Source organism: Kitasatospora sp. NPDC058115, from assembly GCF_042884635.1.
GTDB lineage: Bacteria > Actinomycetota > Actinomycetes > Streptomycetales > Streptomycetaceae > Kitasatospora.
In genome coordinates this window covers 59,732-78,656 of the sequence record NZ_JBHVTL010000010.1, presented here as the reverse complement: position 1 = coordinate 78,656, position 18,925 = coordinate 59,732, and the positions used below count along the sequence as shown (strand labels likewise).

General features: G+C 75.5%; 17 protein-coding genes. 10 read left to right on the top strand and 7 right to left on the bottom strand.

The genetic code is table 11. The features are described 5' to 3' along the window. Positions 1-69 precede the first annotated feature (69 nt). Entirely contained in the window at positions 70-897 is an 828-nt protein-coding gene (gene ddaH / locus ACFVVL_RS13055) for a dimethylargininase (RefSeq protein WP_380293819.1), read from the top strand. A gap of 62 nt (positions 898-959) precedes the next feature. On the opposite strand, the gene ACFVVL_RS13050 is transcribed toward ddaH, so the two are convergent. The 5 genes from ACFVVL_RS13050 to ACFVVL_RS13030 all read right to left on the bottom strand — a co-directional run bounded on the left by ACFVVL_RS13050 (position 960) and on the right by ACFVVL_RS13030 (position 5,854). After that, entirely contained in the window at positions 960-1,634 is a 675-nt protein-coding gene (locus ACFVVL_RS13050; protein WP_387674187.1) for a lactate utilization protein C, read from the bottom strand. Then, positions 1,631-3,088: a lactate utilization protein B gene (locus ACFVVL_RS13045; RefSeq protein WP_387674184.1), complete on the bottom strand. Its 1,458-nt coding sequence runs from the start codon at positions 3,086-3,088 to the stop codon at positions 1,631-1,633. The genes ACFVVL_RS13050 and ACFVVL_RS13045 overlap by 4 nt, the downstream gene beginning before the upstream one ends. Beyond that, positions 3,085-3,834: a (Fe-S)-binding protein gene (locus ACFVVL_RS13040; protein WP_380293825.1), complete on the bottom strand. Its 750-nt coding sequence runs from the start codon at positions 3,832-3,834 to the stop codon at positions 3,085-3,087. Before ACFVVL_RS13040 ends, ACFVVL_RS13045 begins: the two co-directional genes overlap by 4 nt. Positions 3,835-3,991: 157 nt before the next feature. Beyond that, the gene (locus tag ACFVVL_RS13035) at positions 3,992-5,206 is read right to left on the bottom strand and encodes a globin domain-containing protein (protein WP_387674181.1); all 1,215 of its coding nucleotides are present in this window, start codon (positions 5,204-5,206) and stop codon (positions 3,992-3,994) included. A gap of 150 nt (positions 5,207-5,356) precedes the next feature. Continuing rightward, on the bottom strand, positions 5,357-5,854 hold the full coding sequence (locus ACFVVL_RS13030; RefSeq protein WP_387674178.1) for an RrF2 family transcriptional regulator: 498 nt from the start codon (positions 5,852-5,854) through the stop codon (positions 5,357-5,359). 172 nt (positions 5,855-6,026) lie between these two features. Here ACFVVL_RS13030 and ACFVVL_RS13025 point away from each other — a divergent pair, with 172 nt between their 5' ends. From ACFVVL_RS13025 to ACFVVL_RS13015, 3 genes are all read left to right on the top strand, one after another. Continuing rightward, positions 6,027-8,054, top strand: coding sequence for a hypothetical protein (locus ACFVVL_RS13025; RefSeq protein ID WP_387674175.1), 2,028 nt, complete (start codon positions 6,027-6,029; stop codon positions 8,052-8,054). Continuing rightward, positions 8,051-8,470, top strand: coding sequence for a hypothetical protein (locus tag ACFVVL_RS13020; protein ID WP_387674172.1), 420 nt, complete (start codon positions 8,051-8,053; stop codon positions 8,468-8,470). The genes ACFVVL_RS13025 and ACFVVL_RS13020 overlap by 4 nt, the downstream gene beginning before the upstream one ends. Before the next feature lie 213 nt (positions 8,471-8,683). Beyond that, positions 8,684-9,460: an SAM-dependent methyltransferase gene (locus tag ACFVVL_RS13015; protein WP_380297348.1), complete on the top strand. Its 777-nt coding sequence runs from the start codon at positions 8,684-8,686 to the stop codon at positions 9,458-9,460. Positions 9,461-9,562: 102 nt separating this feature from the next. Here the strand turns inward: ACFVVL_RS13015 and ACFVVL_RS13010 are convergent, their stop codons facing one another. Continuing rightward, positions 9,563-10,462 (bottom strand): PaaX family transcriptional regulator C-terminal domain-containing protein, encoded by a 900-nt coding sequence (locus tag ACFVVL_RS13010; RefSeq protein WP_387674169.1) that lies wholly within the window; start codon positions 10,460-10,462, stop codon positions 9,563-9,565. A 334-nt stretch (positions 10,463-10,796) separates the two neighbouring features. On the opposite strand from ACFVVL_RS13010, the gene ACFVVL_RS13005 reads away from it, so the two are divergent. The 3 genes from ACFVVL_RS13005 (at position 10,797) to ACFVVL_RS12995 (ending at position 14,375) form a co-directional block, all read left to right on the top strand. Then, positions 10,797-12,446 carry a beta-propeller fold lactonase family protein gene (locus ACFVVL_RS13005; RefSeq protein ID WP_387674166.1) on the top strand — a complete coding sequence of 550 codons (1,650 nt, stop codon included), beginning with the start codon at positions 10,797-10,799 and terminating at the stop codon, positions 12,444-12,446. Positions 12,447-12,554: 108 nt separating this feature from the next. After that, the gene (locus ACFVVL_RS13000) at positions 12,555-13,199 is read left to right on the top strand and encodes a transcriptional regulator (protein ID WP_380297340.1); all 645 of its coding nucleotides are present in this window, start codon (positions 12,555-12,557) and stop codon (positions 13,197-13,199) included. A 39-nt stretch (positions 13,200-13,238) separates the two neighbouring features. Then, entirely contained in the window at positions 13,239-14,375 is a 1,137-nt protein-coding gene (locus ACFVVL_RS12995) for an aminotransferase class I/II-fold pyridoxal phosphate-dependent enzyme (protein WP_387674163.1), read from the top strand. 165 nt (positions 14,376-14,540) lie between these two features. Here ACFVVL_RS12995 and ACFVVL_RS12990 read toward each other — a convergent pair whose 3' ends face one another. Beyond that, entirely contained in the window at positions 14,541-14,834 is a 294-nt protein-coding gene (locus ACFVVL_RS12990; protein WP_387674160.1) for a hypothetical protein, read from the bottom strand. Between the two features lie 432 nt (positions 14,835-15,266). On the opposite strand from ACFVVL_RS12990, the gene ACFVVL_RS12985 reads away from it, so the two are divergent. The 3 genes from ACFVVL_RS12985 (at position 15,267) to ACFVVL_RS12975 (ending at position 18,913) form a co-directional block, all read left to right on the top strand. Beyond that, on the top strand, positions 15,267-16,064 hold the full coding sequence (locus tag ACFVVL_RS12985; RefSeq protein ID WP_387674157.1) for a serine/threonine protein kinase: 798 nt from the start codon (positions 15,267-15,269) through the stop codon (positions 16,062-16,064). Between the two features lie 7 nt (positions 16,065-16,071). After that, entirely contained in the window at positions 16,072-17,739 is a 1,668-nt protein-coding gene (locus ACFVVL_RS12980; RefSeq protein WP_387674154.1) for a serine/threonine-protein kinase, read from the top strand. A 73-nt stretch (positions 17,740-17,812) separates the two neighbouring features. After that, entirely contained in the window at positions 17,813-18,913 is a 1,101-nt protein-coding gene (locus ACFVVL_RS12975; RefSeq protein ID WP_380291817.1) for a calcium:proton antiporter, read from the top strand. Positions 18,914-18,925 lie beyond the last annotated feature (12 nt).

Below are 18,925 nucleotides of genomic sequence, written 5' to 3'. Positions count from 1 at the left end.
AACGGCCGCCGCCCGCGCCCGCTCCGAAGCCCCGTCCCGAAGTCCCTTCCCGATGGCGGAGGTCGCCGCATGTCCCACCGATTCCCGGAGCGCACCGCGAGGCCGCGGCGCTACCTCATGTGCCGTCCGACGTACTTCACCGTCGAGTACGCGATCAACCCGTGGATGGACCCCTCGAAGCCGACCGACACCACGCTCGCCGTCCGCCAGTGGGAGCGGCTGCGCGCGCTGTACGAGGAGCTCGGCCACACCGTCGAGCTGATCGAGCCGGTGCCCGGCCTGCCGGACATGGTGTACACGGCCAACGGCGCGACCGTGCTCGACGGCCGGGTGCTGGTGGCGACCTTCCGGTACGCCGAGCGGGCCGCCGAGTCCGACGCCCACCACGCCTGGTTCCGGGCCGGCGGCTACCGCGAGGTGCGGCGCGCCGAGCACGTCAACGAGGGCGAGGGCGATCACCTGCTGGTCGGCCGCCGGGTGCTGGCCGGCTCGGGCTTCCGCACCGACCCGGCCGCCCACACCGAGGCCCGGGCCGTGTTCGGCCTGCCGGTGCTCGGGCTCGAACTGGTGGACCCGCGCTTCTACCACCTGGACACCGCGCTGGCGGTGCTCGCGGACGACCACGTCATGTACTACCCGCAGGCCTTCACCCCGGACAGCCAGGCGCTGCTGCGCAGCCTCTACCCGGACGCCATCCTCGCCGAGCGGGAGGACGCCGAGGCGTTCGGCCTGAACGCGGTCTCCGACGGGCGCCGGGTGCTGCTCCCGGAGGCGGCGAAGTCCCTGGCCGCGCGACTGGCCGACGCCGGCTACGAGCCGGTGCCGGTCGACCTCTCCGAGCTCTTCAAGGGCGGCGGCGGTCCCAAGTGCTGCACCCTGGAGCTCCGCCCGGCCTGACGCGCAGGGCTGCCCCGCGCCGGACCGTCCGGCCGCACGGGCGCCGCACGGGGTGCCGGAGCTCAGCCGCCGTCCGTCACCAGGACGACCTCCAGGGTGCGGGGGCCGTGCACGCCCTCGACGCGGTCGAGTTCGATGTCGCTGGTCGCCGAGGGGCCGGAGATCCAGGTCTGCGGGCGGCCCGGGTCGAGGCGCGGGAGGGCGAGCGGGACCGAGGCGACCACCTGCTCGGGCGCGCGGACCACGCAGACGTGGTGGTCGGGGACGAGCGTCAGCAGCCGGCGGCCCTGGGCCGGACCGGCGTCCAGGACCAGGGTGCCGGTCTCGGCGATCGCGAGGGCGCAGCCGGTGAGCACGCTGTCGACGGTGTCCAGGCGGGCGGCGGTGAGCGGGCCCTCGGGCCCGTCGTCCGGGAGCGCGCGGGCCCGGGTGACGGCGAGCCACTCCGGCGGCAGTCCGGGCGGGACGGCCACGGTCCGGGCGCCGCGGGCCTCGAACAGGGCGGCGAGCAGCAGCGGCAGCCGGTCGGCGGTGCAGCGGTGGACCAGGGCGCGGTAGTCGGCGAGGTGGTGCTCCAGCAGGTCGAGCAGCGTGCCGGGGTCGTCGGCGGGCACGTGGCTGCGCAGGTAGTCGCGCGGCACGGGCTCCTCCTGCGGCGCGCGGGTGCGCAGCGCGGCGCGGATCCGGGCGAGCACCAGGTCGCGCGAGCCGGTGGAGGGTGTCGGGCGGCCGCTCACGGGCGGTTCCTCCGCCACCAGTCGCGGAACGGTTCGGCGGGGACGGCCGGCACCTCCCGGGTGTCGGTCCAGGCCCGGCCGGGGCCGGGCAGGCGGCGCGGGTGGAGCCGCCGGGTGCGGGCGGCGGCCCGTTCGGCGGCCCGCAGCAGGGCGGGGCGGTCGAGGACGTAGCCGGCGGCGGCCATCGCGGCGCGTTCCAGCCGGTGGCCGCGCTGCCCGGCGACCCGCTCGCGCAGGTGGACCAGCACCTCGGGGATGTCGATGGCCACCGGACAGACCTCGTAGCAGGCCCCGCAGAGCGAGGAGGCGAACGGCAGCGAGGCGTCCAAGGGGGTGGTGGTGCCGCGCAGTTGGGGGGTGAGGACGGCGCCGATCGGCCCGGGGTAGACCGAGCCGTAGGCGTGTCCGCCGGCCCGCTCGTAGACCGGGCAGACGTTGAGGCAGGCCGAGCAGCGGATGCAGCGCAGCGTCTGGCGGCCGACCTGGTCGGCGAGCGCGTCGGTGCGGCCGTTGTCGAGCAGCACCAGGTGGAACTCCTCGGGTCCGTCGCCGTGCGGGCCGTCGGCGTGGGTGCCGGTCCAGAGCGAGGTGTAGGGGTTCATCCGTTCGGCGGTGGAGGAGCGGGGCAGCAGTTGCAGGAAGATCTCCAGGTCCTGCCAGGTGGGCAGCACCTTCTCGATGCCGACCACCGAGATCAGGGTGCGCGGGAGGGTCAGGCACATCCGTCCGTTGCCCTCCGATTCCACGACCACCAGGGTGCCGGTCTCGGCGATCATGAAGTTGGCGCCGGAGACCGCGACCCGGGCCCGCAGGAACTTCTCCCGCAGGTGCAGCCGGGCCGCCTCGGCGAGTTCGCCGGGCGCGTCGGTGAGCCCCTCGGGGGCCGGGCGGCCCCAGTCGGCCATCCGCCGGGCGAAGATCTCCCGGATCTCGCCGCGGTTGCGGTGGATCGCCGGGACGAGCAGGTGGGAGGGCCGGTCGTCGCCCAACTGGACGATCAGCTCGGCGAGATCGGTCTCGTAGGCGCGGATGCCGGCCTCGGCCAGCGCCTCGTTGAGCCCGATCTCCTGGGTGGCCATGGACTTGACCTTGACCACCTCGTTCTCGCCGGTGGCGCGGACCAGGCCGGTGACGATCCGGTTGGCCTCGGCGGCGTCGGCGGCCCAGTGCACGGTGCCGCCCGCGGCGGTCACCTTCTCCTCCAACTGCAACAGGTAGCGGTCGAGTTGCAGCAGAGTGCGGTCCTTGACCGCCTTGCCGGCGGCGCGCAGCTGGGCCCAGTCGGCGAGTTCCGCGACGGCGCGGGCCCGCTTCTCCCGGATGGTGCGGGTGGCGTGCCGCAGGTTTCCGCGCAGCCGTTCGTCCCGGACGGCCCCGGCGGCGGCCTGCGGGAAGGGCACCTCGGGGGAGACCCCGGGCGGGAAGGCGGGCATGCCGAGGAAGGTCCCGTTCACGGTGCCGCCCGCCAGGGCTCGGCCTCGGTGCTGGCGAGGATCTCGGCGAGGTGCAGCGGGCGCAGCGGCGCGCCCTGCCGGCGCAGGGTGCCGCCGAGGTGCAGCAGACAGGAGTTGTCGCCGCCGCACAGCACCTCGGCGCCGGTGGCCACGGCGTCGGCGGTCTTGTCGGCGGCCATCGCGGCCGAGACCGCCGGGTTCTTCACGGCGAAGGTGCCCCCGAAGCCGCAGCACTCCTCCGCGCCGGGCAGGTCGACCAGCTCCAGTCCGCGCACGGCGCGCAGCAGCCGCAGCGGGCGGTCGCCGAGGCGGAGCAGCCGCAGGCCGTGGCAGGAGGGGTGGTAGGTGACGGTGTGCGGGAACCACGCGCCGACGTCCTCGACGCCCAGCACATCGGTGAGGAACTCGGCCAGTTCGTGCACCCGGGGCGTCAATGCGGCGACGTCGGAGGCGAGTGCGCCGCCGGCCCGGGCGGCGATCCGGGGGTGGGCGTCGCGCACCATGGCCACGCAGGAGCCGGACGGCGCCACCACGTGGTCGTACCCGGCGAAGGCCTGCACGGTGCGGCGGACCAGCGGTTCGCAGGCCCGCGCGTAGCCGCTGTTGTACTGCGGCTGGCCGCAGCAGGTCTGCGCGGGCGGGAAGTCGACCTCGACGCCCAGGCGTTCCAGCAGCCGGACGGTGGCGATCGCGGTGGACGGCAGCAGCGCGTCGTTGACGCAGGTGGCGAACAACGCGACGCGCAAGGGTCCTCCCGAGCCCGGGGTGCGAGGTGCCGGAGCGGTCCGGCACGCCGGTGATCGTACCGAGCCGCCGCTCCGGACGGCGGCGCACCACGCCGGGCGCGCCGCCCCGGACACCGGTGTCCGGGGCGGCGGCGTCGGCCCGCCGGGGGCCGCCGGGTCAGGCGTCCCGGCCGAGCCAGAGGTCCGGGCCGAACACCTCGTAGTGGATGTCGGCGGCCGGGACGCCGGCCGCGAGGAGCTGGCCGCGGACGGCGCGCAGGAACGGCAGCGGGCCGCAGAGGTAGGCGGTGGTGCCCGCCGGGACCTCGACGGAGGCCAGGTCGACCAGGCCGGTGCGGTCGGCCGGCCAGTCGCCGAGCGGGCGCTCGTAGAAGACGTGGGTGGTGGCGTTCGGCAGCTCGGCGGTCAGCCGGGCGAGGTCGGCACGGAACGCGTGCGACAGCTGGTCGCGGTCGCCGTGCACGGTGACGACCCGGCGGGCCGAGCCGGTGGCGGCGAGGTGGGCCAGCATCGCGGTCATCGGCGTGTTGCCGATGCCGGCCGAGGCGAGCAGCACCGGACCGTCGCCCTCGGCGAGCGCGACGTCGCCGAACGGCGGGGCGATGTCGAGGACGTCGCCGGCCTTCAGGGTGGCGTGCAGGTGGTTGGAGACCTCGCCCTCGGGGCCGCCCGCGATCTCGGCGGTGGCGCGCTTCACGCTGAACTGGAGCGCGCCGGCCGGGGCGCCGGAGAGGCTGTACTGGCGGATCTGCCGGGCGCCGTCCGGGAGTTCGGCGCGCACCGAGACGTACTGGCCGGGCTTGGCCGGCGGCAGCGGCCTGCCGTCGGCCGGGCGGACCAGGTAGCTGGTCACGTCGTCGGTCTCCTGGTGGCGGGCCACCACGGTGTACGGGCGCCACAGGTCGTCCGGGTCGGTGCCCTGGGCGGCGGCGGCCTCGTCGCGCAGCCGGCCCTCGACGGCGATGAGGGCGTTGGCCATCAGCCAGTAGACCTCGTCCCAGGCGGCCGCGACCTCGGGGGTGACGGCCTCGCCGAGCACCTCGACGATGGCGGCGAACAGGTGCTCGTGGACGATCTTGTACTGGTCGTCGGTGATGCCGACCGAGACGTGCTTGTGGGCGATGCGGGCGAGCAGCGCGTCCGGACGGCTGTCCGGGGTGGCGAGCAGGGCGGTCGCGAAGGCGGCTATCGAGCCGGCGAGCGCCTGGCGCTGGCTGCCGTTGGCCTGGTTGCCCCGGTTGAACAGGTCGCGCAGCAGCTCCGGGTGGGCGGCGAACATCTTGTCGTAGAAGAGCGGCGTGATGTCGCCGATCGCACCGCCCACGACGGGCAGGGTGGCTTCGACGACCTCGGCGGACTTGGCGGACAGCATCGGAGGCGCTCCAAACTGGAATCTGAGAGTCGTATTTTCGGCCGTGCGGATGCGCGGACCGGCGTGGGGAGGTGGAAGCGGTGCGACGGTGGGGCCGTGCGGTGGGGAACTGCGGTGCTGCGGTGGGTCGTCGGGGTGTGCCGGAGTGCGTCAGCCGGTGGGGCCGGCGACGGGTTCGGGCCTCGCGGTGAGGCCCGGTCCCGGGGTGAGGCCCGGTCTCGGGGTGAGGCCGAGCAGGACGGGTCCGGTCGGCGCGGTCACCAGATCGCCGATCGAGAGCGGGTCGAGGGTGGCGAAGAACGCCTCCTGCGCGGTGCGCAGGATCCCGCGCAGCCGGCAGGCCGACCGCAGGGGGCACGGTGGTTCGTCCTCGCAGCCGACCACATCGCCCGTCCCCTCCAGTTCGCGCAGCAGCAGCCCGAGCGATCCGGTGCGGCCGGGCGTGGTGAGGGACAGGCCCCCACCGCGACCGCGCCGCGCCGACACCACGCCGAGGTGCTGCAGCCGGCTGACCACCTTGGCGGCGTGGGTGTACGGCACGCCGACCGCCTCGGCCACCTCGCGGGTGGTCGGGTTGGCCTCCTCGTCGAGGACGGCCAGCCGCATGGCGATGCGGAGGGCGATGTCGGTGCTCTTGGTCAGCCTCACGTTCGAAAGGCTAACGAATGCGACTCCAGGACTCCAATTTCTTGCACGGGCACGGATCAGAGTCGAACCGTTACGTGTCGCAGCGGTCGGGAAGACTGTCCGGTGGACACCTCAACTGCTTTACTGTCCGAGCTCGTTCGCCGGAAGGCGACCCGAGAGGATGGGGGACGTCATGGACAGTGGTGCCCAGCCGCCACCTCCGCCACAGGAACCGCAGCCTTCGCCGCCGCAGAAGTCCGTCCCGTCGTCGCCGGAGGCCGCGCCGCCGCCGTCCGCCGGGCCGCAGTGGGGCGCCATCCCGCTCGGGCCGGTCCGCCCGGGGCCGGTCCACCCGGGGCCGCCGCCCGTCGTCCCGTCCCCGGCCACCCCGCCTCCGGCCACCCCGCCTCCGGCCCCGCCGGGCGCCGTACCGCCCGCCGCGCCGTGGGCCGCCCCGCCGCCGCCCGCGCCCGGTCCGCCGGCTCCCGGTCCGCCCGCTGCGGCTCCGCCGCCGCCTGCCCGGCCGGGCAGGGCCGCGCTGCCGGCCACGCCCGAGAACCTGCGCCGGCAGGTCGGCCTCGTCCCCGGTGACGCCACCCGCTACCTGTGTGCCGCCGCCTGGCTGGACCGGAACTTCCGCGGGGCGCTGATCAAGGAACTCGTCGAGCACTCCGTCCGCATCCCCGCGCCCTCGCCCGGCACCGACGTGGTCCGGGTGCTGCACGAGGCCCTCACCGCCCGCCGCTGGGAGGCCTGGACCGGCGCCGTCCTCCTGATCGTCCTCGTCTTCGGCTTCCCGCTGTTCGGGGTCGCGGCCGGTTCCGTCGCGGTGCTGGTGGCCCTGCTGCCGGTCCTGTTCCTCGGCGCCGGCGCGGACCGGATGGACCACCGGCTCGGCCTGGAGGCCGAGGAGACGGAGTTCCCCGCCCCGCGTCCCCGCAATCGCGTCGCCCGCACGGAGGGCCTCGTTCTCGGATGCCTGCTGGCGGTCGTGCTCGCCGGCGTCGTCGCGCACGAGCTGCCCGCGTACGACGCGGATTGGGGCGGCTTCCTCGGGCCCGTGTTCGCCGAACTGCTGCTGCTCTGCCTGATCGCGGCCGCCCTGCGGTACGGGATCCGCCGCCGGCTGGTCGCCCTCGGCGGCCTCGGTCCGGCCCCCGTGCCCCCGGTGGAACCGCAGGGCGACGTCGCCGCCCGGCTCTACGAGCGGCTGCGCGAGCAGCAGGGCGGACCCGAACTGCTCTACAGCCGCCAGGCGCCGCTGGTCGGCCTCGGCGTGTCCGGGCGCGCCTGGCGGATGACCTTCGAACTGCGGCCCTCCGCCGAACGCGAGGCCGAGGGGCGGGCACCCGACCCGATCGACGCGGCCGTGCTCTACCGGGCCATCGCCCAGCAGGTCCGCGCACTGGCGGAGGACCCGCGCTATCCGGAGGACCCGCTGCGCGGACTGTCCGTCACCGACCGGGTGTACCGGCCCGGTCTGCGCGACGACCGCCCGGCGGACTGGCTCGGCGCGATGTCCGTCCGGGCGGGCGGCGGCTTCCGGCTCGAACCCGCCTGGGCCGACCTGCTGAGCCGCACCGGGCACGAGCGGCTGCGTCACTACCTGGCGGTCAGGGTCGGCTCCTGGCAGGAGGAGGTGATCGTCACCGTGCTGGTCCGCGCCAGCACCCGGGGCGGACTGCTCTACCTGGAGTGGCTGCCGCACGTGCTCGGCCCGGTCGCGCACCACTACCACGTGGTCGACCTGCTCGGGGAGCGCTCCGACCTCGGCCACGCGGTGAACGCGCTCGGCTGGGCCGCCCGTCGGCTCAGCCGCGACGTCGGCGCCGCCGTCCGCCAGCTGTGGGAGGTGCAGGCCTCGAACAGCCGGGGGGCCAGGCACCGCCAGCACTACGCCGCGAGCATCCGGGCCGGCCGCGCGGTCGACTACGCGCCCCGGACCAGTGCGCGCGAGCTCGGGTCCGCCGGGGTGTACGAAAACCTCTTCCAGGAACACGACGTCCAGCGCTTCCTCAACACCGTCACCCAGCGGGTGTTCAGCGCCGTCGGCGGCGAGTTGCGGGCGCGCGGCTACGACAACGCGGCCTTCGAGGAGCAGAGCCAGAGCATCACCAACATCAACAACGGCGGCGTCCAGGTGGTCAACTCCACCGTGGACGGCCCGGTCGCGGGCGGAGCCGGGGCGACGATCAACCTGCCGAAGGGGAAGGGCACATGACGGAACAGCAGCCGCCGGCGGGCCACCGCAACGACGGCGGAGTCCAGGTGGTCGGCTCCACCGTGCACGGCCACGTGGCCGGCGGCCGGGGCGCGACCGTGTCGATCGGCGCCGGGGCCGGCGATCCCCAGGGGCCCGGCGGACCGGAGCAACTGCGGTCCGAGGCAAGGGCGTTGCGCGCCGCGCTCGCCCGGCTGCGGGCCGAACAGCCGGGCGCCGTACCGGAGGAGGACGCCGAGGACGCCGACGCCGCGCTCGCCGGGATCCTCGACGAGGCGGCGCTCGACGAGCCCCGCGAGGGCCCGCTGCGCCGCCGGGTCCGCACGGTGTCCGACGCGCTGCGCACGGTCGCGGTGCTCGCCGCGGCGGTGAGTGGCCTGGAGGCAGCCTTCGCGGCCCTGTTCGGGCAGATCTGAGGGCCCGCCGGGCCGCCCTTCCCCGGGTTACGGTTACCATGCGCACCAAGGCGCGGAGCCTGCGGAGCCGACGCGGGCCGGGCGCGCCGACGGAGCACGGACGGAACATCAACGGGGATGTACGGAGGGGTGGGCATGGCGCGCGCTGACCGGGTGTCGGGGGAGCGGACGGGCGGACGGGGCGAGGACGGCTGGACGGGGGTGGACCTCCGGATGGACGTCCCGCACTCGGCACGTGTGTACGACTACCTCATCGGCGGCAAGACCAACTTCGAGCCGGACCGGGCCGCCGCGCATGCCTCGGTCAAGGCCTGGCCGGCGCTGCCGACCTCGATGCGGACCACCCGGGGCTTCATGGAGCGGGTGGTCCGCCACCTCGCCGAGGAGCACGGCGTGCGGCAGTTCCTGGACATCGGCGCGGGCATCCCCGCCGCGCCGAACGTGCACGAGATCGCCCAGGAGGTGGCGCCGAGCTCACGGGTGGTGTACGTCGACAACGACCCGATCGTGCTGACCCACGCCCGGGCGCTGATGTCCAGCCGGCCGGAGGGCCGCACCGCCTACCTGGACGCCGACCTGCGCGACGTCGACTCGATCGTGCACGCGCCGCGGCTGCGCGAGGTCCTCGACCTCACGCAGCCGGTGGCGCTCTCGCTGATCGCCATCGTGCACTTCGTCCTCGACGAGGACGACCCGCAGGGCATCGTGCGCCGGCTGATGGACCACCTGGCGCCCGGCAGCTTCCTCGCCCTGACCGTCTTCACCGGCGACACCGACCCGGTCGGCGTCGGCGGGGTGGGCCGCGAGTACAACGCCCGGGGCATTCCGCTGCAGATCCGGGACCGGGCCGAGACGCTGGCGTTCTTCGACGGCTACGAGCTGCTGGACCCGGGCGTCACGCTGGTCCACCACTGGCGCCCGGAGCCTGGGGCCGCGCGGGTGCGCGACCAGGACATCGCGATGTACGGCGGCGTGGCCGTCAAGCGCTGAGTCGTCAAGCGCCGAGTCGTCGGGAACCTGTGTGCCGGGCACCTGCTTGCCGGGCGCCGAGTCGTCGGGCGCCGGGCCGTCCGGCCGTGCCCCGGCGGCCGTTCAGGCCGTCCGGGGCTCGCCGGTGATCTCGGTCATGACCTCGTCGTACCGCTGGAAGAACCGGGGGCCGGGCTCGGGGGCGTCCCGCCCGCCGCGGCGCAGCAGACGCCAGCAGTCGGCGGTGAGCGCCCGGGCCTCGGCGCCGGGCCAGGGCCGGGGAAGCAGCTCGGGCGGGAGCAGTGGGTCGTCGGCGGTGGCCCGGGTGAACTCGGCGGCCAGCTCGACGGCGATCGCGAGCCGCTCGATCCGGGCGGGGGCGTCCGCCGGGTCCGGGGCGGTCAGCCGGGCGAGGCGCGCGGCGGCCAGGGCGGCCAGCCGGCGGTGGCCCGCGGCGAGGTCGTCGAGCGGCCAGAGCCGGCGGGCCAGGGCGGGCGGGTCGTCCTCGCCCGCGATGCACAGGTCGGTGCTGGTGAGCAGGGTGACGCAGTCCCGGACGCCGAGGTGGGCGGCCTCGGCCTCGACGAGGGCCTCCCAGGTGTTGGCGCTGACGTAGAGCCCGCCCTGGAGGGCCGCGCCGCCGAGCCGGACCAGCGCTTCGCGCAGCGCGTCCCGCGCGGTGCGGGCGGCCTCGGGGACGGCGAAGGCGACCAGGTGCCAGCGGCCGTCCCACGGGGCGAGCCCGGCGTCCTGGGCGTACATGTGGCGGACGAACCCGGCCTCCGGCTCGGCGGAGCGGCGGGCCCGGTCGGTCTCGCGCAGCACGGCGCGCCGGCCGCGGCCCTCCTGGACGAGGAGGCCGTCGGCCGCCATCCGCTTGATGCACAGGCGCACCTGCTGGTCGGTCATGCCGAGCTCGCCCGCGACGCCGTACAGCTCGCCGGCGTCGATGGTGCCGTCCGCCCGGACCATGCCCTCGACCAGGGTGCGGGTGGGCACCTCGGCCCGTCCGTCCTCGGCCATCGTCGCCGTTCCTCCCGCCGTCCCGCGTACCGGTCTCCTGCGTACCGGGTCTCCTGCGCAGGAGTGTAGTGGCCGGAAACGATCGCCGTCCGGACGAGCGTTGTGCGCCCGCCCGTTTTCGGCTTCCCCCGGCCGGTGCCCGGCGGTCCTCGGCGGTCCTCGATGGCCCTCGGCGGCCCCCGGTGGCCGACGAAGGTTCGAATGGTGACCATCTGCCCGAATTTGAACGGCTGATGACAATCCCGGTCATCCGCTGATGATCCGTCAGGCCCGCCTCTACGCTTCGGGCGACCCGGGGGGACCGCCCGTCCCTCCGACGAGCCTGGAGACCCCGTTGACCAGACGTCCCTCCCCGCGCCGCTCCTGGACGGCGGTGGCCGCCGTCGGCGCGGCCACCGCCGCGCTGCTGGCCCAGCCCGCCGCCGCCGCTGCCGTCACCGTGCCGCCCACGGTGACGGCCACCGTCGCCGTCGCGCCGTACCCGGCGGGCGTCGCGCTCGCGCCGGACGGCGGGCGGGCCTACGTGACCAGCCAGAGCAGCGGCACGGTGACCGTGCTGTCCACCGCCACCGGCGCGGTCACCGGCACGTTCACCGCCGGTACCGGCTCCTACGCGGTGGCCTTCGCGCCCGACGGCGGGCACGCCTACCTCACCCACCACCTCACCGGCACGGTCAGCGTGGTGGACACCGTGAGCTCGGCCGTCACCGCCACCGTCCCGGTCGGCGCCGGAGCCTTCGGCGTGGTGGTCGCCCCCGACGGCGCCCGCGCGTACGTGAGCAACGCGGACGCCGACACGGTCAGCGTGCTCGACACCGCGAGCGGCACCGTCACCGCCACCGTCCCGGTCGGCGCCGAACCGCACGGGCTGGCCGTGGCCCCCGACGGCGGGCGGGTGTACGTGGCGGCCTCCGGCGGGCAGCGGGTCGACGTCATCGACACCGCCACCGCCACCGTGAGCGCCTCGATACCGGTCGGCCACGGCGTCTTCGGCCTCGCCCTGGCCCCCGACGGCTCCCGGCTCTGGACCGGCAACGGCGCGGACTCCACCGTCGGCGTGGTGGACACCGCCACCCTGGCCCTGACCGCGACCGTCCCGGTCGGCGCCAACCCGTACGCGGTCGCCGCGGCCCCCGACGGCCGCTCCGTCTACGCGAGCAACTACGCCGACGGCACGCTCAGCGTGCTCGACGCCGCGAGCGGCACCGTCACCGCCACCGTCCCGGTGGGGGCGAGCCCGTTCACGCTGGCGCTCGCGCCCGACTCCCGGCGCGGCTACCTGGCCGACTTCGACGGCGGAGCGGTGAGCGTCCTCGCCTTCCCGCTGCCGGTGCCCGCGGTCACCGGGATCAGCCCCGCGAGCGGCCCGCAGGCCGGCGGCACCGTCGTCACCGTCACCGGCACCGACCTGGCCGGCGCCACCGCCGTGAGCTTCGGCGCCGCCGGCGACGCCGCCTCCTTCTCCTGCACCGCGACCTCCTGCACCGCCACCGCGCCGCCCGCGGCGGCCGCCGGGACGGTCGACGTCCGGGTCACCACGCCCGGCGGCACCAGCGCGGTCACGGCCGCCGACCGGTTCGGCTACCAGGCGCCCGCCGCCGACCTCGCCGTCGCGCTCTCCGCCGCCCCGGGGTCCGGCCTGCTCGCCGGACGCGTCGACTACACGCTGACCCTCACCGGCCGGGGACCCGGCGAGGTGACCGCCGCGACCGTCGAGGCCGCCCTGCCCGCCGGGCTCGTCGCGACCAGCACCGACTGCACCGTCGCCGCCGGGCGGCTGACCTGCGCGCTCACCGCCCCGCTGGCCGCCGGCGCGAGCACCACCCGCCACCTCACGCTCCAGGTGGGCCTGCTGGCCAACCTCGGCCGGACGTTCACCGTCACCGCCGCCCGCACCTCCGGCGCCCCGGCCGACCCGGTCGCGGCGAACGACACGGCGAGCCGCACGTGCAGGGTCGCGCTCCTCGCGGTCACCTGCGACTGAGCCGGTCCGGCGCGGCGGGCCCGCTCCCGGGGCGGACGAACCCCGTGGGCGGGCCCGCCGCCGCACCGGCGCTGGACGAAACGTCCAGGCTGGACGTACAGTCCAGAAGTGACCACCGAGACCCCCGATCCGCGCCTGCGCGCCTGGGCCCCCGCCTGCCAGGCCGTCGCACTGCTGCTCGGCCCCTACGCCGAGGTGGTGCTGCACGACGCCGTCCGTGACGAGGTGCTCGCCATCTGGAACCCGATGGGCGGCCGCGGGCCGGGCGACCCCTCGCTGCTCGGCGAACTCGACGGGCTCGACCAGGCCGCACCCGACGTCTACGGCCCGTACCCGAAGCTGCTGCCGGACGGCCGCCGGCTCTCCTCGGTCAGCGCCGTGCTCCGCGACGAGGCGGGCCGGCCCGCCGCCGTGCTGTGCGTCAACCTCGACCGGGGGCCGCTGGAGCACGCCTCCGCGCTGCTCGCCGCCTTCGCCGCGCCGACCGCCCCGCGCCCGGAACCGCTCTTCGAACAGGACTGGACCGAGCGGATGAACGACGTGATCGGCGGCTACGTCCGGGCCCACGGACGCCCCCTGGAGCGGCTCGGCCGCGAGGACCGGCTCGCCGTGCTCCGCGAACTCGACCGGGCCGGGGTGCTCGCCGTCCGCCGCGCCGTCCCGGCCGTCGCGACGGCGCTCAAGGTGTCCCGCTCCACCGTCTACACCCTGCTCGCCGAACTGCGCGACCCGCCCGGGCCCGCGCAGCCGTAGCACCGACCCCGCCGAGTCGACCCAGAAACGAGAACCACCATGACCAGGCTCCCCGACTTCCGGCTGGAAACGTACTTCTCCCGCTGGGAGTTCACCGCCCGCCACCACCTCACCGCCTCCGACGCGCAGACCATGGCGATGTCCGAACTGCTCGACCTCGCGGACCCCGGGGACCGGCGGGCCTGGGAGACCCTCGCCCTCGGCTACACCGAGACCTTCGGGGACCCGGGCCTGCGGGAGGCGGTCGCCGGCATGTACGAGCTGGCCGGCCCCGAGGACGTGATCTGCTTCGGCGGCGCGCAGGAGGGGCTCAACCTGGCCATGCAGGTGCTGCTCGGCCCCGACGACCACGCCGTCGTCGTCACCCCCAACTACCAGTCCGCCGAGACCGTTCCGCTCTCGATCTGCGAGGTCACCGGCGTCGCCCTCGACCCGGGCCGCGACTGGGCGCTCGACCTCGACGCCGTCGTCGCCGCGCTGCGCCCCACCACCCGGGTGCTGTCCGTCAACTTCCCCAACAACCCCACCGGGAAGGTGATCGACGCCGCCGACTTCCGCCGGCTGGCCGAACTCTGCGACGAACGCGGCATCCACCTGTTCAGCGACGAGGTCTACCGCGGCCTGGAGCGCGACCCGGCCCGCGCCCTGCCGCGCGCGGCGGACCTCTCCGAGCGCGCCCTGTCGCTCGACGTCACCTCCAAGTCGCTCGGCCTGCCGGGCCTGCGGATCGGCTGGATCGTCTGCCGCGACCGGGAGTTGCGCGTCCGCCTGGAGCGCGCCAAGCACTACACCACGATCTGCAACTCCGCGCCCGGCGAGGTCCTCGCCCGGATCGCGGTCAAGGCCCGCGACACGATCCTGGCCCGCAACCGGGCGATCGTCGCGGCCAACCTGCCGCTCTTCGACGCGTTCTTCGCCCGCCACGCCGACCTCTTCGAGTGGCGCGCTCCGGACGGCGGCTGCGTCGCCTACCCGCGCTACCTCGGCGCGGACGGCGTCGAGGCGTTCTGCACCGGGCTGGTCGAGGAGGCGGGCGTCCTGCTGCTGCCGGCCTCCGTGTTCCGCTCGGAGCTGACCCCGGCGCCCGCCGACCGGTTCCGGATCGGCGTCGGCCGCCGCGACCCGGCGCCCGCGCTGGAGGCCTTCGACGCCTGGCTGGCGGGCCGCCACCGCTGAGCCGCCGGGCCGCCGGGGCCGGGTCGCGGCGGGGCAGGGTCATGGCGGGAGGGGGCGGGCGGGGTGGCCGGGGCGGTGCCGGCCACCGGTTGCGGACCCGGTGGCCGGCCGGGGCCGGTGCGCGCGAGGCACCGGCCCGTCAGTTCCCCGTCATCGGACGGGGTGTCAGAACGGGCCGGTACAGGTGGTCACCTGCTGCGCCGCCTCCAGGGCGGGGCCCGCGGTGGCGCAGACCATCATGAGGTCCGTGGTGACGACGCGGGGCGTCACGGCCCGGGCGGAGCCCCGGGTGACGGTGGTCGCGGAGGCGGCCGTCAGCCACGGGCTGCCCCAGGCGCGCTGGGTGCGCACCTCGACCTTGACGACCGTCAACTGGCCGGCGTCGGCGGAGACCTGGGCCATGCCGACGACGCCGCCCGCGCCGTCCCGCTGCTGCCAGACGCAGGGCTGGTTCAGCACCGTCGCGCACGCGACGGCACCGGTCTCGGGCGTGGGGGCCGCGGCTGTGGCCGGAAGTATCGTGGCCGCCGTGATCCCTGCTGCCGCCACCATCAGGGCTGCGATCCGAGCGCGCATGATGTCAACCTCCTTGGAATGGAAGGGAATCTCACTCTGTGGGATGAGTCTTGCACAAATCCGTGACATGCCCTATGTGTGCTGCATCACACTCATGGTGACCGTTCAACTACCCAATGCGATCGCGCCAGTGACGTGGCGGTTACCGTCAGGTGTCGGCCGTCCGGCGCCCCGGTACGGACGGCCCCGGTCCCGATGGTCCGGCGCCCCCCGGCAACTTGCCCGCCACGACGCGCCGTTCACTCGTCCGGGTGGCCTGGCGCCGACGGGTGGTTCGGACGGCTACGATCGGGCCGACCCACGGAGGTGACCTGGATGACCACGGTCATCGTGCAGTTGCCCGATCCCCGTCCGACCGCCCCGTCCGAGCGCCGCTTCGCCCGGCTGCCGAGGCCGCCGCGCGGCGCCCCGCCCGGCCGTCCGGCCCTGCTGCACCTCGGGCCGGGCGACACGGCCGCGTTCGGGCGCGGCGAACCCGGCCGCCCGCCCGCCGTGCCGATCCCCGACCCGGGCGTGTCGCGCCGCGCCGGCGAGATCACCGCCGCCGAGGACTACTGGCGGCTCTCCAACTTCAGCGCCACCGCCACCTACGTCGTCGAGAACCTCGAAGGCGCCGGCGAACACGTCAAGGTCGCGCCCGGACGGCTCGGCGCGCCCGTCCCGTTCGAGATCTCCCGGATCCTGCTGCCCGCCCACGGCGAACCGGTGGCGTTCAAGGTCTTCGCCCCCCAGCACGCCTACCTGGACGCCGGGTCGGCCGAGTCGGACGGCGAGTGCACGGTCAGCCCGTTCGCCCTGGATCCCACCGCCAAGTACTTCCTCGTGCTGCTGGCGCTCTGCGAGCCGAGGCTGCGCTCGCCCTCCGCGGCCGTCGTCCCCGGCGCGACCGAGGTGGTGGCGCGGCTGCGCGAGCTGCCCGCCTGCCGGGACCTCAGCCGCTCGGCGGTCAATTACCACATCGACTACCTGGTCGGCAGCAAACTCCGGCTGCGCGACCCGGTGGAACCGGCCGATCCGGGCGGCAAACGGGAGGAACTCGTGGCGCTGGCCCTGCGGTTCGACCTCGTGCGGGAGGAGCACCTGGTGCTGCTCCCGCCCCGGCGCGGCGGGTGATCCGAGGGTGGCAGCGCGCGCGGCGCGGCCGCACCCGGCCGGACCACCGGACGGCGGACCCGCCTTCGAGGTGCCGCCCGGCTACCCGGTCGCGGGCTACCGGGTGGGCGAGCGGATCGGGGCCGGCGGCTGGGGCAGCGTCCACGCCGCCCGCCGCGACCCGGACGCGGTTCCCGTCGCCGGCCCGGACGCGGTGGCCGGCGGCGGGCCCGACGAGGTGGCCGTCAAGTTCCTCCACCCCGGCCGGCTCAGCCCCGGCCAGCGCGACACCATGCTCCAGCTCGCCCGCAGCGAGATGCGCTTCAGCCGGCGCGCCGACCACCCCCACCTGATCCGCACCCTCGCCGCGGTCACCCTCGCCGACCCCGCCCACCCGGCCCTGGACGGCGCGCTCGCCCTGGTGATGGAGCGCGCCGAGCGCAGCCTCCAGGACGTCCTGGCCGCCACCCGGCCGCCGCACCCCGTCCCGGACGCCGGCCGGCTCCTCGCCGAGGTCGCCGCCGGGCTGCGCCACATGCACACCGCCGGCTGGGTGCACGGCGACCTCAAGCCCGCCAACGTCCTGCTGATGCCCGACGGCACCGCCAAGCTCGCCGACTTCGGCCTGACCGCCGAACTGGACGGCACCCACGCCTACGCCCCGCCGCTCGGCTCGCCCGACCACGTGCCGCCCGAGTGGTGGTCCCAGCGGACCGGCACCCACGGCGTGGCGCTGCGCCCGAGCGCCGACCTGTGGGCCTTCGGCGTCCTCGCCCACCAGCTGCTCACCGGCGGCCTGCACCCGTTCCTCGGCGCCACCGCCCGGGCCCGCTCGCTCGCCGCCCTGGCGTACGCGCGCGGCAGCGCACCGCTGCGCCTGGACGCCGCCCTGCCCGGGCGGTGGCGGCCGCTGGTCACCGCCTGTCTGGCGGCCGACCGGCGGCGGCGGGCGGAGGTGGACCTGGCGGCGCTGCTCGCGGACGCGCTCGGTGACGACGCGTCCGTCCCGGGGCCGTCGTCCGCCCCGGCCTCCGCGCGGCCGCGGCGGGCCCGGCGCACGGCCGTCGGCGCGGCGGCGCTGCTCACCGGGGCGGCGGCCCTGCTCGCGCTGACCGGCGCGCCGGAGCCCTCCGTCCGGGTGCCCGCCGTCTCCGGCGCCTTCGCCGGGCCGCGGGCGGCCGGGGCGCCCCCGCCGGGGCGCGGTGCGGCGCCGGCCGGGGCGATCCCGCCGGACGCCGACGTCCCCGTCGCGCTGCGCGGTCCGATCGAGGACGCGTCCCGCCGCTGCCCTGAGCCCGAGGTGACCCCGGTGCTGCTGGCCGCGATGATCAAGGCGGAGTCCGGGTTCGACCCGGCCGCGGCCGACACCCGGAGCGGGGAGTACGGCGTGGCGATGTGGACGCCCACGGTCTTCAACGCCTGGGCGCAGGACGGCGACCACGACGGCGTCAAGGACTACCTCGACCCGGACGACGCGATCGCCTCGATGGGCGGCTACGTCTGCTGGCTCGCCCAGCGCTTCAAGCTGCGCGGCTACCCCTCCGCCGACCTGCCCGCCCTGGTGACGGCCGGCTACCGGACGAGCGACAAGACCGTCGCCGACGCCGGCGGCGTACCCGATCGGGTGAAACCGCACGTCGGAAGGGTCCTCACCTACCTCGCGGAATACGGCGGGAGTACGGTGGCCGGGTCATGAGGTCGGCCACATCCGTGGCCTCCCCGGTGGCGTCGCCACGGAACCTGTGCTTCCGGATGGGATGCTCGGCGGCATGTTCACCAAGCTCCGACCAGTCGTCTCGCAGTGGACCGTCGTCGTGCCGCTGCTGGCCTTCGCCGTCCTGGCCCTGACCTGGCACCGCGAACTCCCCGGCTGGGTGGTGGGCGTGGTGTCGCTGTTCCTGGCGGGCGCGGTGCTCTCCGCCGTGCACCACGCGGAGGTGATCGCCCACAAGGTGGGGGAGCCGTTCGGCTCCCTGGTGCTCGCGGTCGCGGTGACGGTGATCGAGGTCGCGCTGATCGTCACCCTGATGCTGGACGGTGGCGACAAGGCGGCGACGCTCGCCCGGGACACCGTGTTCGCCGCGGTGATGATCACCTGCAACGGCATCCTCGGCCTGTCCATCGTGGTGGCCGCCAGCAAGTACCGGGTGGCGGTCTTCAACGCGGAGGGGACGGGGGCGGCGCTGGCCTGCATCGGCACCCTCGCCACCCTGAGCCTGGTCCTGCCGACCTTCACGACCAGCTCGCCCGGCCCGCAGTTCTCGCCCGCCCAGCTGGCCTTCGCGGCCACCGCCTCGCTGGTGCTCTACGGCCTGTTCGTGTCCACCCTGGCCTTCCGTCACCGGGACTACTTCCTGCCGGTCACCCCGGAGGGCAAGGTCGTCGAGGAGGACGACCACGCCGAGCCGCCGACCCGGCGGGCCACCGTCGTCAGCCTGGCCCTGCTCGGCGTGGCCCTGGTGTCGGTGGTCGGTCTGGCCAAGGGCGTGTCGCCGACCATCGAGTCGGCGGTCGAGTCGGCCGGGCTGCCGAACTCGGTGGTCGGTGTGGTCATCGCACTGCTCGTCCTGCTGCCGGAGACCATCGCCGCCCTGCGCGCGGCCAAGCGCAACCGGGTGCAGACCAGCCTGAACCTGGCCCTCGGCTCGGCGCTGGCGAGCATCGGCCTGACCATCCCGGCCGTGGCCGTCGCCTCGTACTGGCTCTCCGGGCCGCTGGTGCTGGGCCTGGACTCCTCCCACCTGGTGCTGCTCACGCTGACCATCGTGGTCGGCACGCTGACGGTCATCCCGCGCCGGGCGACGCCGCTCCAGGGCGCGGTGCACCTGGCCATTCTGGCCGCCTACGTGGAACTCGCGATCACGCCCTGAGACTCCTCCCCG